At 47.5% G+C, this 14,697-nt stretch carries 13 protein-coding genes; 3 read left to right on the plus strand and 10 right to left on the minus strand.

Features of this window, described 5'->3' with window-relative positions; all coding sequences use genetic code 11:
* Nucleotides 1-91: 91 nt before the first annotated feature.
* On the plus strand, nucleotides 92-1,105 hold the full coding sequence (locus tag F941_RS14990) for a CorA family divalent cation transporter (RefSeq protein WP_005013032.1): 1,014 nt from the start codon (nucleotides 92-94) through the stop codon (nucleotides 1,103-1,105).
* 93 nt (nucleotides 1,106-1,198) lie between these two features.
* Here F941_RS14990 and F941_RS14995 read toward each other — a convergent pair whose 3' ends face one another.
* The 9 genes from F941_RS14995 to dxs form a co-directional block, all read right to left on the minus strand.
* The gene (locus F941_RS14995; protein WP_005013042.1) at nucleotides 1,199-1,486 is read right to left on the minus strand and encodes an STAS domain-containing protein; all 288 of its coding nucleotides are present in this window, start codon (nucleotides 1,484-1,486) and stop codon (nucleotides 1,199-1,201) included.
* A gap of 12 nt (nucleotides 1,487-1,498) precedes the next feature.
* Nucleotides 1,499-2,134: an MlaC/ttg2D family ABC transporter substrate-binding protein gene (locus tag F941_RS15000; RefSeq protein ID WP_005013044.1), complete on the minus strand. Its 636-nt coding sequence runs from the start codon at nucleotides 2,132-2,134 to the stop codon at nucleotides 1,499-1,501.
* 18 nt (nucleotides 2,135-2,152) lie between these two features.
* Nucleotides 2,153-2,836: an outer membrane lipid asymmetry maintenance protein MlaD gene (gene mlaD / locus F941_RS15005; protein WP_005013045.1), complete on the minus strand. Its 684-nt coding sequence runs from the start codon at nucleotides 2,834-2,836 to the stop codon at nucleotides 2,153-2,155.
* On the minus strand, nucleotides 2,836-3,615 hold the full coding sequence (gene mlaE, locus F941_RS15010; protein ID WP_005013047.1) for a lipid asymmetry maintenance ABC transporter permease subunit MlaE: 780 nt from the start codon (nucleotides 3,613-3,615) through the stop codon (nucleotides 2,836-2,838). Before mlaE ends, mlaD begins: the two co-directional genes overlap by 1 nt.
* Nucleotides 3,615-4,430, minus strand: coding sequence for an ABC transporter ATP-binding protein (locus F941_RS15015; protein WP_005013049.1), 816 nt, complete (start codon nucleotides 4,428-4,430; stop codon nucleotides 3,615-3,617). Before F941_RS15015 ends, mlaE begins: the two co-directional genes overlap by 1 nt.
* 383 nt (nucleotides 4,431-4,813) lie before the next feature.
* Nucleotides 4,814-6,661 (minus strand): DEAD/DEAH box helicase, encoded by a 1,848-nt coding sequence (locus F941_RS15020; protein WP_005013051.1) that lies wholly within the window; start codon nucleotides 6,659-6,661, stop codon nucleotides 4,814-4,816.
* Between the two features lie 820 nt (nucleotides 6,662-7,481).
* Nucleotides 7,482-8,012, minus strand: coding sequence for a shikimate kinase (locus tag F941_RS15030; protein WP_005013052.1), 531 nt, complete (start codon nucleotides 8,010-8,012; stop codon nucleotides 7,482-7,484).
* A gap of 104 nt (nucleotides 8,013-8,116) precedes the next feature.
* Entirely contained in the window at nucleotides 8,117-8,947 is an 831-nt protein-coding gene (locus F941_RS15035; RefSeq protein ID WP_026253394.1) for an inositol monophosphatase family protein, read from the minus strand.
* A gap of 115 nt (nucleotides 8,948-9,062) precedes the next feature.
* A complete protein-coding gene (dxs, locus tag F941_RS15040; RefSeq protein ID WP_005013058.1) occupies nucleotides 9,063-10,970 on the minus strand; it encodes a 1-deoxy-D-xylulose-5-phosphate synthase in 1,908 nt (635 codons plus the stop codon).
* A 309-nt stretch (nucleotides 10,971-11,279) separates the two neighbouring features.
* Between dxs and ribA the strand changes: the two genes are divergently transcribed.
* Complete coding sequence (ribA, locus tag F941_RS15045) at nucleotides 11,280-11,882, plus strand: GTP cyclohydrolase II (RefSeq protein ID WP_026253395.1); 603 nt, start codon at nucleotides 11,280-11,282, stop codon at nucleotides 11,880-11,882.
* 94 nt (nucleotides 11,883-11,976) lie between these two features.
* On the opposite strand, the gene hemN is transcribed toward ribA, so the two are convergent.
* Entirely contained in the window at nucleotides 11,977-13,347 is a 1,371-nt protein-coding gene (hemN, locus tag F941_RS15050) for an oxygen-independent coproporphyrinogen III oxidase (protein WP_026253396.1), read from the minus strand.
* Nucleotides 13,348-13,571: 224 nt separating this feature from the next.
* Between hemN and hemF the strand changes: the two genes are divergently transcribed.
* Nucleotides 13,572-14,513, plus strand: a complete 942-nt coding sequence (gene hemF / locus F941_RS15055; RefSeq protein WP_005013062.1) for an oxygen-dependent coproporphyrinogen oxidase — start codon at nucleotides 13,572-13,574, stop codon at nucleotides 14,511-14,513.
* Nucleotides 14,514-14,697 lie beyond the last annotated feature (184 nt).

Consider the following 14,697-nt stretch of genomic DNA (forward strand, 5'->3'; position numbering starts at 1 on the left):
AAAATAACCATTCGAACAGTGTATTTCTTCAAATCCTTGTCTAAAATACACGCATTCATTTACACGCACTGCGCAAGGGAGAAAAGACGGCATGCTTGAAGCCTTTTACGCCACAGAGCGCGGTAGCTTGGAAGACGCCACCATTAATGGCGACTTTGATTTACATCCTGATTTAGTCTGGCTCGACCTCATTGCCCCCTCTCAAGAAGAACAGCAATGGATTTTAGATGCCTACGGTCAAAATATGCCGACCCTGAAATCGCTGGAAGATATTTCATCTTCTGCACGATTCTACCGTGATGATGACGGTATTTTGCATATCAGTACGTATTTTTTAACGAAAAATAAAAATTTTCAAGTTGACGGTGAAGCGGAAGAAAATTCCAACATTTTAGCGACAGTGCAAACAGTTGCATTCATTTTGCATAAAGAGCGCTTATTCACCCTGCGCGGTGAAAAGCTGGTAGCTTTCCGCGCTTTTCGCGCGCGCGCGCGCCGCAATGACTATGAAATTGATTACAAAGATCCGACCTGGATTTTACTGGGCCTGCTGGAAGCCAAGCTGGATGAGCTTGCGGATATCTTGGAAGATATCCACAAGGACTTGGAAAAGTATTCCACAGAAGTGCTGAATAACCGCCACCGTGAAATGATTTTAGATCTGGATGACATGATCACGCGCTTAGCGCAGCTGGAAGATATGCTCGGGAAAGCCCAGCTCTGCCTGATTGACTTGCGCCGCGTGCTGACCTTTCTGTCGCGTCCGCGCGCCTTGGGCAGCCATATTTACGATGCGGATATTCGGGAACTCAGTGAAGATGTGCGCTCACTGGTTGAACATGACGCTTTCTTGTTCCAAAAAGTGCGCTTCCTGCTGGACACCACCTCTGGATTCATTAACACTGAGCAGAATGATACGATCCGCCGCTTCTCCATCCTGCCAAGCATGCTGGCGCCGCCCATGCTGATTGCCAGCATCTACGGCATGAACACCGATGTGCTGCCGTTTGCGCACGGCGCAACCAGCTTTATTGTGGTCAGCTTGATTCTGATCGCATTCTTGGTCGGCCCGATGATTTACTTCCGCTGGAAAAAATGGATTTGATAAAATCCCTCCCAGCCTCCCTTTGATAAAGGGAGGAGTTTACCCCAATAAAAAAGCGCCCGAAGGCGCTTTCTTTTACAAACATCGATTATATTAAATCAGCTGCAAGTCATGTTCTAAGTGGCATGCCTGAATGATTTTCATCATTTTTGCAGGTACAGCCTTAAACTGCAGCCCTTGCGCATCCGGTGTCTGGCGCAGCCAGCGCACCAATACCGCCAAAGCCAGCGTACTGCCCTGTTCCAGCTGTGATAGATTCACCACAACAGGAAACTGGGATTGCGCTTGAATCACGTTCAGGCCCTTCTGGTAATATTGCTCGGCATTGCTGTAGTCAATTTTTCCAGAAACCTGCATTTCCTGCTGATCAAACTTAATCATATAAGGCCTGTCTTATTTTTTCTTATCAACCGCGGCTTCCGCATCTGGCTTGAAGTTGGCAATGGCTTTATCCAAGTTGCCTCCATTGCGCTTTACGGTTGCTGCAAACTGGTTGCGGAATTGCAAGCCAAGGTCAATGCCTGACACATTGATATTGCGGATTTTCCATTGCGAACCTTTATCCGCCAATTGGAAAGATACAGGAATTTTTTCGCCGTTGTTGTTGAAATCAAGGGTCACCACCGGATTCTTGCTGCCATTGTCTTTGTATGGACGCATGCTGTAAGTCTGGTTGGTAAATTTCGCAAACGCGCTGCCGTAATTCTCAATCAGCGTCTCGCGGAAGTTCTTTTCAAACTGAGCGCGCTGGGCAGCTGAACTGTATTGGTTCGTTGCATACGTCCCCATCACAATCCGGGTAAATGCTTGTGAATCAATATAAGGGTCAAGATTTTGACGGATAATCGCTTTGACCGCTGCAGGGTTGTTTTGCAGTTTGCTGTGATCTGCTTTTAAGCGTGAAATTAAGCCATCTGCGACTTTTTTAACAAATGCAGGCGGGGCTTCAGACGGCGCAGCAAAAGCAGTTCCCGCAATCACGGTTGAAAGAATGCTTGCTGTAAGCGTCTGTTTAAATAAAGTATTCACGCAATATCTCCTTAGTAATTATTCAACAAATGCAGGTTCTGCATCTGCTGGCTCTGCAGATGCTTTATCCAATGATGCTGGCGCACTGCCTGTGTTTTCTGACGATTTGCCGGCGCCGCCAGTCACAAATTTAGTCACTAAATCTTCAATTTCCATCGTACCTTGGGTATTGGCAATGCGGTCACCGCGTTTCAGGTAATTCAAGCCGCCGCCCGGTATGATTTTCAAATACTTTTCACCCAATAAGCCATTGGTTGCAACCATAATATAAGCATCTTCATCAATATTCGTGATGGATTTCATGTTATCAATCAGCTGCTTTTCCATTGCTTTTTGTTGCGCGGCATCTGCTGCTGCATAGTCGCTGCTGTAGCGCAATTCTTCCAAGGCCTCTTTCTGCACATGCTTCAGCTGTTCCGGATTAAACGTCGTCAGACTGCCGTCTAATGTGATATGCACCGTTGCCAAACGGGTCACAGGATCCAAGGTTATGGCATCGACCTGGCCGATTTTCACACCGCTCATCGCAACTTTTGCGCGCGGCTTGATGCCATTGACGTTTTCAAAGACCGCGGTCATTTCATAAGGGTCTTTCGTGGTATTGCCCACTAGACCGCTGACGCGCATCGCTAAGAAAAACAATGCAATTCCAAATAAGATAACAAATACACCGACGGCCAGTTCACTTGCACGTGATTTCATTAAACACCTCCAAACATGACCGCAGTCAGCACAAAATCAAAACCTAAAACACACAGCGACGAGTACACCACGGTACGGGTCGTCGACGTTGCAATTCCCTCGGATGTCGGCTCACAGGCATAGCCCTGATACACGGCAATTCCAGTACAAATAAATGCAAACACAAAACTTTTAATAATTGTGCCGTTAAAAATATCTTTATAGAACTGTACGGCATTTTCCATGCCGCTCCAGTAAGAGCCTTCATCGGCGCCCAAAAAGTCCACCCCAACCATTTTCCCGCCCATAATGCCGACGGCGGCAAAGATCACTGAGAGCATCGGCAGGCTGAAAATACCCGCCCATAAGCGCGGCGAAATCACCCGCTTTAAAGGATCCACCCCGATCATTTCCATGCTGGACAGCTGTTCAGTGGCTTTCATCAAGCCAATTTCCGCGGTCAAAGCAGAACCGGCGCGGCCGGCGAAAAGCAGCGCAGCCACTACTGGCGCAAGCTCCCGCAGCAATGTTAGAGAAACCGCAGCGCCCAGCATCGCTTCACTGCCAAAAGTGACTAAAATGCTGTACATCTGCAAGCCCAGCACCGCGCCGATAAATAAGCCTGAGACCACAATAATCAGCAGCGACATCACGCCAACACGGTACATCTGGTAAATAAACAGCTGCACGCCAAGCCAGGTCGGCAAAGAAAATAAAACCTGCAGCAGCATCAGCGTAGCTGTGCCTATGCCGCGGACGCGCTCAATGACGCGCCTGCCTAATGAGGCAATTGCATTCATTAATGCACCTCATGATTTAAATAAGGTTGATGACTGAACTGATAATCCACAGGGCCTTCGATTGAACCCGTCAAAAACTGCTTCACAAAAGGCGATGCATGCTTCTTCAGCTGTTCTGGCGTACCTTCGCCCTGCACTATGCCTTCTGCGACCACATAAATATAGTCGGCAATTGACAGGGTCTCCGCAACATCATGCGACACAATAATCGTGGTTAAATCCAAAGCATCCCGCAGCGAACGGATTAGACGGGTCAGCACGCCCATGACAATCGGGTCCTGCCCGGCAAAAGGCTCATCATACATGATCAGTTCCGGGTCCAGCGCAATCGCGCGCGCCAAAGCCACGCGGCGGTTCATGCCGCCCGACAGTTCAGAAGGCATAAATTGTTCCGTACCGCGCAACCCGACGGATTCAAGTTTCAGCGCCACCATTTCGGCAATTAAGTGCTCTGGCAGCTGAGTATGCGCGCGGATCGGAAACGCGACATTTTCATAGACAGACATATCGGTAAACAGCGCGCCGCTTTGAAACAGCATGCCCATTCTGGCGCGTGCGGCAAAAAGTTCCTGGCGGGTCATTAATCCAATGTTCTTGCCATCCAGCAGCACTTCACCCTGATCAGGCGTCAACTGTCCGCCAATCAATCGCAATAGCGTGGTCTTACCCGTACCGGAAGGTCCCATAATCGCCGTAATTTGTCCGCGGCGTATGTTTAAACTCACATTGTCATAAATAACACGCTCGCCCCGCTTGAAGCTCAAATTTTTCACTTCAATCAGTGATTGAGCTTGCTGAGGTGTTTGATTATTCATAGCTGAGCGTTTTCCTGCATTTTTTCAGCATGCATACTATAAAGGATTAGAGTTTAAAATGTTACCATTCGATGTAATCAGTTTTACTGGAATAGCGCAGTATTGTATTTGTTCTTTAAGCTCTATTTTTTATTGCACTTCAGTTTTGATCAATTGAAACGGTTATAAATGTAGTAAAGAATATTAGATAAGAGCAATGCCAGCCCGATGTAAGGCAGAATAACGATCAATGCCGTTTTTTTCAACTCAACAGATTTGCTATTCATAATCATCAAAAAATATTGAAAATATGACTCAGTATACATTTCATTAAATAAAATGTGCAATAAAAAAAAGCCAGTGGAAACACTGGCTTTTTTTCAATTTAGGACTAAACCCGAGATTTAGTCGTTAAATTTACGACGCGGACGGTCTGAGTTGAACTCACGCTTTGGACGGTCTTCGCCAAAAGTGCGTTTTGGACGGTCATCACCAAAAGAACGCTGCGGACGGTCACCGAAACCGCCTTCACGGCGCGGCGCTGGACGGTCGCCAAAATCACGTTTTGGACGGTCACCGAAAGAACCTTCACGGCGCGGTTTGTAATCTACGCTGTTGCCACGGTTGTCATCATTCGAGTTAAAACGAGGTTTATCGTTAAAACCGCCTTCACGGCGCGGACGGTCAGAGTTGAATTCACGCTTTGGACGGTCATCAAAAGAACGCTGCGGACGGTCACCGAAACCGCCTTCACGGCGTGGACGGTCGCCAAAATCACGTTTTGGACGGTCATCAAAAGAACGCTGCGGACGATCACCGAAACCGCCTTCGCGGCGTGGACGATCTGAATTAAACTCACGGCGCGGACGGTCTTCACCACCAAATGATGGACGATCACCGCGAGGTTTGTCATCGTAGCTGCGACGTGGACGATCATCACCGCCTTCACGGCGTTTAAAGTTGCTTTCGCCTTCAAAACGACGACCGCCACCGAAACCGCCACGGCCGCCATCACGACCGCCACGGCCACGACCACCGCCATCACGGCCACGACCGCCGCCATCACGGCCACCGCGTGCAGGAGGTGGAGATGGCTCAAGGCCTTCAATTTCAGATACTTCTAAACGTGCATCTAAATAGTCTTCTAAAGCACGGATTTTACCGCGTTCACGGTAAGTCGCTAAAGTAATGGCTTTACCAGTACGGCCAGCACGGCCTGTACGGCCAATACGGTGTACATAGTCTTCGTTCTTCATTGGAAGACCGAAGTTGATGACGTGTGAAATTGTCGGTACGTCAAGGCCACGCGCTGCAACGTCTGTCGCAACAAGAATTTTTGCACGGCCTTCACGAATAGAACGCAAACGGCGGTTACGTACAGTTTGCGGCATTGCGCCATGAAGAGCTACAACTGAAAGACCTGCTTCTGCAAGCTCTTCAGCCAGCATATCTGTATCTTCTTGGGTTGAAGCGAAGACAACCGCCTGATCTAAATCTTCAGCACTTAACCAATGCGTCAGCAATTTTTTCTTATGTTCGAAACCATCAGTCCAATGCAAAGTTTGGGTGATGTCTGTATTTGTAGAATGGCCTGTTTCAATTGCAATACGCTGCGGATCATTCATCATGCGTTCAGCAAGATTGATGATGCGCGGTGCAAAAGTTGCAGAGAACATTAATGTTTGCTTACGGTTTGCAGCCAAATCGCTGATGGCTTCAAGGTCTTCAGAGAAGCCAAGATCAAGCATGCGGTCTGCTTCATCGACAATTAAAGCATCCACTTTATCAAGTTTGATTTGACGGCGGTTAACAAGATCCAATAAACGGCCTGGAGTTGCAACAACAACTTGCGCGCCTTTTAATTGCTGGATTTGCTTGCCGAAAGGCATGCCGCCCATGATTGCAGCAACACGCACGCCTTTCATGTGGCGTACAAATGCAATCGCGTCTTGACATACTTGCTGTGCAAGTTCACGTGTTGGTGAAATAACCAAAATGTTTGGTTGAGTCACAGCCTTCATGCGTTCTTTGAAAGGCAGGAAGGTATCTTCGCCAGCTAAAGCATTTAAAGTTGGGAGTAAGAATGCAGCTGTTTTACCAGAACCTGTTTGGCTCGATACAAGAAGGTCTTTACCTTCCATTGCTGCAGGAATTGATTGTTCCTGCACAGGAGTTGGTGTAGTAAAACCAAGAGTCTCAAGTGCTTGTTGCAGCGACTCGTCTAAAGAAAAATCAGCAAAAGTTTTGCTCATAGAGATATTCACCCTAATGTGGGTGCTCCATTAAATATATGGTCTGATGGACATCGGCAAAAAGCGGCACAGCAATAATCGCTGAAAATATAGAATCAGCGGCGATCCGAGAACGACGATGCGTATAACGCACATTTGATAACAGCCGCAACCTGAAGGAATCGCTTAAGCGATTGGGTGGGGCGCGAAATATTGTCCTCTCTTTGGACCGGACGCGCATACACAATATAGAAGAGAAATGTTCAGGTAATGAACGTAATTTAGTGCGTGGGCGGAGTATAGCAGAATTTAAAATAATGTCACGAAGTTTTATTGTTTTTTCCTGTGACTTATTCTTTGGGCCCGTTTTGCAGGAGCAGATTCAGCTTTTAATTTTCCAAAAACAGCAAGTATCCCAAATGGCAGGCCTACCATAAGCATCAAATGAATAACAATAATTTTAGCAGGATAATGATCTAAACTGCTAACCATCCATTGCTGAATGGGCTGATATAAATAAACGGCATAGATCCCGCACCAAATCAGAAACCCGAGAAAAAATCTCCACACTTAGTCTGTGCTTGGCGCTTTATCCAGCATTTTAATCATGCCCTGTTTTTTTTTGAATTACCATCACACGGTGTGCATACATAGAAGAATTGTTCAGTCAATTATAAATATTTTCAATGCCATACATCTATTTTTAACGATGAATTGCCAACGCATGCAATCAGCTCTATATCCAGTAAGAATCGTGATTATTTTATTCATCCGCTAATGAAGACATGCAAAGCGGTGTTAAGGGAGAATTCTTTCATTCACATATCGGCATTTTCAACGCTCATCCCAGCTGCTGAACGATTTGACAAACGACAGCCTCGGAAGACTGATTGGTCAAAATTGTATAACAATTCAACTTACGGTAAATTTCAAATCTTTTTCTGACTTTCAGCTCTTCTTTTTCAGCATCTGAATTTAAATACGGCCTTGCGAGCTGTCTTTCCACAATAATTTCTATGCATTCATCCAAATTCAAAGAAGGCACCAGCAAAAAAGTGGATGGATTAACTTCAATATCTTGTTTTAGCTGCAAATAAGCAGAAATAATATTTTCAGGATAGGTCATAAAGCCTGAAGAACAGACTACTACCATCTGCGTATTTTCATCCATACCCTGCTTTAAATGCAGATACAATTCAACATTGCGCTTTGCATACGCAGCATAGCCATACAAATCAATATATTCAGCAATATCACCCGCATTTTCAATAAAACATTCATCCAGATCAATGCATGGAATATTCATTTTGATTGACAGCAATTTGCCCGCAGTGGTTTTCCCTGCACCTCCCAAACCGATGAGATGAATCATCAAATAGCACAACCTGTTTAAGTTCGCTCTGTTATTTTCAATATCGCACAAAAAAGCCTTCATTTTCATGAAGGCTTTTAAAAATCAGTCTACGAAAGCATAAATTACTTCGCAGCGTCGCCCCAGGCAGGAACAACCGCCTGCATCAACGGTTTCAGCATTTTCATAGAACATGCGATCACCTGACCGTTGTCCATAGACTCAGAACCGCCGCGTGCATCAACAACAGTACCGCCCGCTTCTTTCACAATCAGTTCGCCGGCTGCGATATCCCATGGCTTTAAACCCAGTTCAAAATATGCATCATAGCGGCCTGCCGCTACATAAGCCAAGTCCAGGGCTGCAGAGCCTGAACGGCGGAATTGCGCGCCCGCTTCAGTGACATTCAACAAGGAGTTAAAATGGTTTTTTGCGTAAGAGACAACTTCGCCATTGCGGACTTTACGGTAAGCATGGCCCACACCCATAAAGGTATTTTCTAGGCTGTCTTTGACATTCACACGAATACGGCGCTGATTCATCATTGCACCGCGGCCGCGGCTTGCAGAGAATAGTTCATCTTTTACAGGATCGTAAATCACGCCATGCTGCGTCACACCTTTGTGCTGCACTGCAAGGGAAATACAGAAATGAGGAACACCGTGAATAAAGTTTAATGTGCCATCAAGCGGATCGATAATCCAGCACCAGTCAGCATCGTGGCCATTGCCTTCTTGCAGGCCAAACTCTTCACCCAGGAAGCTGTGGTTTTTATAGCTTTTTTTCAGCGTTGCAATCGTTAATTCTTCTAAATAACGGTCTACACGTGTAACAGGGCCATCAATACCTTTTTCTTCAACTTGCAGATCGAGTTTATGACGATTTTGATGCGCTTTTAAAAGCTCTTGACCGACTAATTGAGCCGCACGCGCAGCCATCACCACCATAGGTTCCATTGAACACCCACTACAAATTTGAAGATATTGATAAAGAATAATGCATAAAAGCCCGGATATTTTAGCAAATATCCGGGCTTTTAGGGGAAAAATGTTTCTAAAATTTTTAAACGGCTTATGGCGCGATGTTTATAACTTTCAGCCACGCATGTTTAATTGAGTTTTCAATACCTTGCGCATCCAAGCCTGCCTGCTGCAGCATTTGGCTGTGTGTTGCCTGGTGCAGGAACTCATCCTCCAGCCCCAAGTTGCAGATGGGTTTGACAATGTGCGCCTTAGCCAAGTATTCATTCACCGCACTGCCCGCACCGCCCATGACAGCATGCTCTTCCACCGTCACAAACAATGCCGTATCGTCCGCAACCGCATCAATCAGCTGTTCATCCAGAGGTTTGACATAACGCATATTCACCACACGCACAGCCACATCATGCTGTTTTGCAAATGACTGCGCCGCCTGCAATGCGGCCTGCACCCGGCTGCCAAAAGCTAAAACAGAAATGCAGTCGCCGTATTGCTCATTATAAACCGCCAGAATTTCCGCCTTGCCAATCTCCATCGCAGTCAGCTTATTCTGCATTTCTACGCCTAGGCCATTGCCGCGCGGATAGCGCACCGCTGCTGGGCCATTGTATAAATAAGCGGTATGCAGCATTTGACGGCATTCATTTTCATCTTTTGGCGCCATAATCACGATATTCGGAATCGTGCGCATATAGGCATAATCATAAGCGCCCGCATGCGTTGGCCCGTCTTCACCCACTAAACCTGCACGGTCAATGCCAAAGGTCACATCTAAATTCTGCAAAGCCACATCATGCACCAGCTGGTCATAGCCGCGCTGCAGGAAAGTCGAATAAATGGCAACCACAGGCTTTAGGCCTTCACACGCCATGCCGGCGGCCAACGTCACTGCATGCTGTTCTGCAATCGCCACATCAAAATAACGTTCAGGATACTGCTGCGCAAACTTCACCATGCCAGAGCCTTCACACATGGCTGGCGTAATGGCAATCAGGCGCTCATCCTGCGCGGCCTCATCACACAGCCATTGTCCAAACACATCTGAATATTTGGGTGCCGTATTGGCCACTGCAGGCGCATTCAGTTTAGAGATCGCATGATATTTTATTTGATCGGCTTCGGCAGGCACAAAGCCTTTGCCTTTTTTGGTATAAATATGAATTAAACGCGGGCCAGAACGCTTTTTCAGCGCATCAAACACTTGCGCCAGCTGATTCACATCATGGCCGTCAAATGGGCCGAAATAGTCAAAACCCACCGCTTTAAATAAATTGTCCGCGGCATCCGTCGCTGCGCTGTGCAGGCGCGAGTTATAGGCCCATTCAGGATAAGGCTGCACAAAAGCGTCGCCGTCTTCTGAAATATTGACCGATTCGCCGCGCTCCCAGAGCGCAGCCAAATGCTTGGCAAAACCGCCCGTGCTGCATGAGATTGACATATCATTGTCATTCAGCACCACCATCAGGTCAGCATTGTGCGCAACCGCATCATTCATCGCTTCAAAAGCCATGCCTGCAGTCATCGCGCCATCACCGACAATCGCCACGACATCGCACGGATCTTTCTGGTAGCGCCGGGCCAGCGACATGCCCAATCCAGCTGAAATTGCCGTCGATGAATGGCCGACGCCAAAGGTGTCAAATTCTGATTCTTCCCGCGCCGGGAAAGCCGCCAAGCCGTCTTTAGAGCGGATGGTGACCAGCTGCTCACGGCGGCCTGTCAAAGCCTTATGCGGATAGGCTTGATGCCCCACATCCCAAATCAGGCGGTCATTCGGCGTATTAAAACAATAGTGCAGCGCAACAGTCAGCTCAATTACGCCAAGGTTTGCGCCAAAGTGTCCGCCGCTTTGCCCCGCTGCATACAAAATGAATTGACGCAGTTCGTCCGCCACCTGCTCAAGCTGGCTGCGCTCAAGCAAACGGAGCTGCTGCGGATGATCGATCGTATCCAGCAGCGGTGTATTGGGACGTTGAGACGGTATTTCTGTATACAGCATAATATGGCAAAGCCTTCTAAAGCCTGGCAAATTCTAAGCTAGGTCAAATGGATATCCGATCATATCGTCGGATTGTATCACCTGCAATCAGCCATATTTCTAGCGTTGCAATTTTGAACAGCACTCAAAAATCGGGTGTTTGTAGAATGGTGGAGATTATCCTGAATAATCTTACTATTTATCAACTATTATCGTTCGCTTTATACAAAAAAGAAAATCTTCTGCATAAATTCATAGTAGCAATTCTACCAATGTCCAAGCATTACGCTATACTTTAGCCACTTTATGAACGAAAAAACGGGTTTGACTGTGCCTATAGAATTTGTCGCAACATCGAGATTACCTACTGCATTTGGTGAATTTAAAATTACGGTATTTCAAGATCCTCAAACCGGCGAAGAACATGTGGCACTCTCTAAAGGGCTGGAAACCGCGCCGCAAGGGCCAGTTCTTGTGCGCATTCATTCAGAATGCTTAACCGGTGACGCCTTTGCCTCGTTAAAATGCGACTGCGGTCCGCAATTGCAGGCCACACAGAAACTGATTAATGAAGCCGGCCAAGGGGTAATTTTATACTTGCGCCAGGAAGGCCGCGGCATTGGCTTAACCAATAAAATCCGCGCCTATGCGCTGCAGGATCAAGGCCACGACACCGTAGACGCCAACCTCATGCTGAACCTGCCGGCAGATGCGCGCCGCTACGATATGTGCACGATCATGCTGGATCATTTGCAGGTGAAAGAAGTGCTGCTGATCACCAATAACCCGCTGAAAATTAAGGCGCTGACTGATCTGGGCATCAATGTCGTTGACCGTGTGCCGCTGACCGTCGGCCTAAACCCTTTCAATGAGCAATATTTGAAAACCAAACATGAGCGCATGTCGCATATGTACGATAAGGATGATTTTTAAAAGCCCTCTAAATTCTCCATAAATTAATCCCTCCAAATCTCCCTTTTGCAAAGGGAGGCTTTCCCCTCTTTGCTAAAGAGGGGTTAGGGGAGATTCAAATCGTCATCGAAAAAATCCGGTTCCCCGGCACTTTGCGCTTTAAATGCAAATCAAAGGCCATGCAGACATTGCGCACAAAAGGCTTGCCCTGCTCGGTCACCTGAATGCAGTCTTCTGTCATTTCCAGCAAGCCATCCTGCTGCATTTCTGCCAGCTGTGCCAAGACTTGAGGCAATTCAGCAAAATATTGTGCTGGGGCACTCCAAGACGTGTTAAAGCTACACATCAAATTTAAAATATGCTGGCGGATGATCAAATCTTCCTGCGACAGCACATGCCCGCGATAAACCGGGATTTCATCCTGTTCCAGGCGCGCATAATAATCTTCCAGTTTCTTTTCATTTTGCGCAAAACTGTACCAGCTGTCGCTGATGGAAGACATGCCAAGCCCAATCATCACTTGAGTTTTAGAGGCGGTATAGCCCATAAAATTGCGGTGCAGGCTGCCCTCTGCAAACGCTTTCGCCATTTCATCGGATGGCAGCGCAAAATGATCCATGCCGATTTCATGGTAGCCCTGCGCCAGCAATTGCTTTTTGCCTTCCTCATAGCATTGACGCTTCATGTCATCTTTCGGCACATCGGCATCTTTAAAGCCGCGCTGGCCATTGCCTTTAATCCAGGGCACATGCGCATAGCTGTAGAACGCCAGGCGGTCCGGCATCAAGCGTCGGGTCTGATGAATGGTCTGCAGCACATCTTCCAAGTTTTGGAACGGCAGGCCAAAGACCAAATCATGTGAAATGGAGGTATAGCCGATCTCACGCGCCCACTGCGTCACGCGTTCTACATTTTCATAGGGCTGAATGCGGTGAATGGCTTTTTGCACAGTTTCATTGTAGTCCTGCACGCCATAACTGACCCGGCGGAAGCCTAAGTCATACAGCGCCTGCAAATGCTCCCGTGTGGTGTTGTTCGGATGCCCCTCAAAACTGAACTCATATTCTTTGGCGATTTCCGCTTTGGACAAAATGCCGTCAATCAGCTGCGTTAAATGCGCTGGCGAGAAAAAAGTGGGCGTGCCGCCGCCCAAATGAATTTCTTTAATCACAGGCGTATCCTGCAGGAGCCGGCAATACAAGTCCCATTCTTTCAGCACGGCCTGAATATAAGGCTGCTCCATCTCATGCTTTTTAGTGACTTTTTTATGGCAGCCGCAAAAGGTGCACAGGCTTTCGCAAAACGGCAAATGGATATACAGGCTGATGCCTTCAGAGCAGTTGGATTCGTCAAAGGAGCGCTTCAGGGTCTGTTTCCAAAGCGCCAATGAAAAGGACTGCTCATCCCAATACGGCACAGTCGGATAACTGGTATAGCGCGGCCCCGGCACATTGTACTTTTGAATCAGTGATTTTAACTGCTGCATGCGCGCCGCCCCATCGCTCAAAATAAATCTTTCTCACCCTATTTTGCGGAGCTTCATTTTTGAATTCAACCTAGCCTTTTAGTCGGATTAAAGCGCCCTCATCTGTATTCCTAACCCGCGAATCGCCAAATATTCAAGCATGCGCATCAGTAAAAATTCCTTAAGTTTTTGCTGAATCTATGCTTTGATGTTTACAGTTTTTGATTTTCCTTTTGAAGGTCCAGATGCAGCATCCAACTTCCGCAGATATTCAGCGTGTCCGAGATTTCCTTACCGGCCTGCAAGCCCGCATTTGCGCTGCGCTCGAACAGCAGGAACGCGCTGGCGGCGGTTCAGCCGAGTTCATGATTGATGACTGGGAACGGCCTGAAGGCGGCGGCGGGCGCTCGCGTGTCCTGCAAAACGGCGCCGTGATTGAAAAAGGCGGGGTGATGTTCTCGCATATCAATATTTCCAAGCTGCCCGCTTCTGCGACTGAACGCCATCCGAATATTGCCGGCGCCAAAGCGCAGGCCATGGGGGTTTCATTGGTGATTCATCCGAAAAACCCCAATGTGCCGACTTCGCATGCCAATGTGCGCCTGTTTGTAGCGGAAAAAGAAGGCCAAGACCCGATTTGGTGGTTCGGCGGCGGTTTTGACTTGACGCCGTTTTACCCGAATGATGAAGATGTGCGGTCATGGCATCAAACTGCACATGACCTGTGCGCGCCTTTTGGCGAAGCGGTCTATGACGAACACAAAAAATGGTGTGATGATTATTTCTACTTAAAACACCGCGATGAACAGCGCGGCGTGGGCGGGTTATTCTTTGATGATTTAAACCAGTGGGATTTTGAAACCTGCTTCCAATATATGCAGGCTGTCGGAAACGGCTATTTAGAAGCCATCCTGCCAATCTTCCAGCGCAATCAGGACAAGCCTTATAGCGAAGCGCAGCGGGAATTCCAGCTCTACCGCCGCGGCCGCTATGTCGAATACAATCTGGTTTATGACCGCGGAACCTTGTTTGGCTTACAAACAGGCGGACGGATTGAATCCATTTTGGTCAGCATGCCGCCGCTGGCGGGCTGGTCCTACCGTCCAGAATGGGATGAACATTCTGCAGAGAAAAAACTGACTGACTATTATTTAAAACCGCAAGATTGGCTCGGCAAGCTGAAATAAACATGCGCTGCTGCTGACCCTAAAAGCAAAAGAAAAACCTCCATTTCTGGGGGTTTTTCTCTGCAGCATGCATACAAGTTTTTACACCGGCTGCCAGCCGTTCACATCTTTTATACCGGCTTTGCAAAGATTAACGCGTCAACACAAATTCCTGACTGGAACTCCTGTTAATTTTTCAACAAAT

It is taken from the genome of Acinetobacter bouvetii DSM 14964 = CIP 107468 (assembly GCF_000368865.1).
In the GTDB taxonomy this organism is placed as follows: domain Bacteria; phylum Pseudomonadota; class Gammaproteobacteria; order Pseudomonadales; family Moraxellaceae; genus Acinetobacter; species Acinetobacter bouvetii.

Coding starts and splice junctions, on each gene's coding strand:
- hemN (WP_026253396.1), bottom strand. CDS start 13,347: ATGCAGCAGTTAAAATCACTGATTCAAAAGTACAATGTGCCGGGGCCG.
- F941_RS14995 (WP_005013042.1), bottom strand. CDS start 1,486: ATGATTAAGTTTGATCAGCAGGAAATGCAGGTTTCTGGAAAAATTGAC.
- hemF (WP_005013062.1), top strand. CDS start 13,572: ATGCAGCATCCAACTTCCGCAGATATTCAGCGTGTCCGAGATTTCCTT.
- mlaD (WP_005013045.1), bottom strand. CDS start 2,836: ATGAAATCACGTGCAAGTGAACTGGCCGTCGGTGTATTTGTTATCTTA.
- mlaE (WP_005013047.1), bottom strand. CDS start 3,615: ATGAATGCAATTGCCTCATTAGGCAGGCGCGTCATTGAGCGCGTCCGC.
- F941_RS15035 (WP_026253394.1), bottom strand. CDS start 8,947: ATGGAACCTATGGTGGTGATGGCTGCGCGTGCGGCTCAATTAGTCGGT.
- F941_RS15020 (WP_005013051.1), bottom strand. CDS start 6,661: ATGAGCAAAACTTTTGCTGATTTTTCTTTAGACGAGTCGCTGCAACAA.
- F941_RS14990 (WP_005013032.1), top strand. CDS start 92: ATGCTTGAAGCCTTTTACGCCACAGAGCGCGGTAGCTTGGAAGACGCC.
- F941_RS15030 (WP_005013052.1), bottom strand. CDS start 8,012: ATGATTCATCTCATCGGTTTGGGAGGTGCAGGGAAAACCACTGCGGGC.
- F941_RS15015 (WP_005013049.1), bottom strand. CDS start 4,430: ATGAATAATCAAACACCTCAGCAAGCTCAATCACTGATTGAAGTGAAA.
- dxs (WP_005013058.1), bottom strand. CDS start 10,970: ATGCTGTATACAGAAATACCGTCTCAACGTCCCAATACACCGCTGCTG.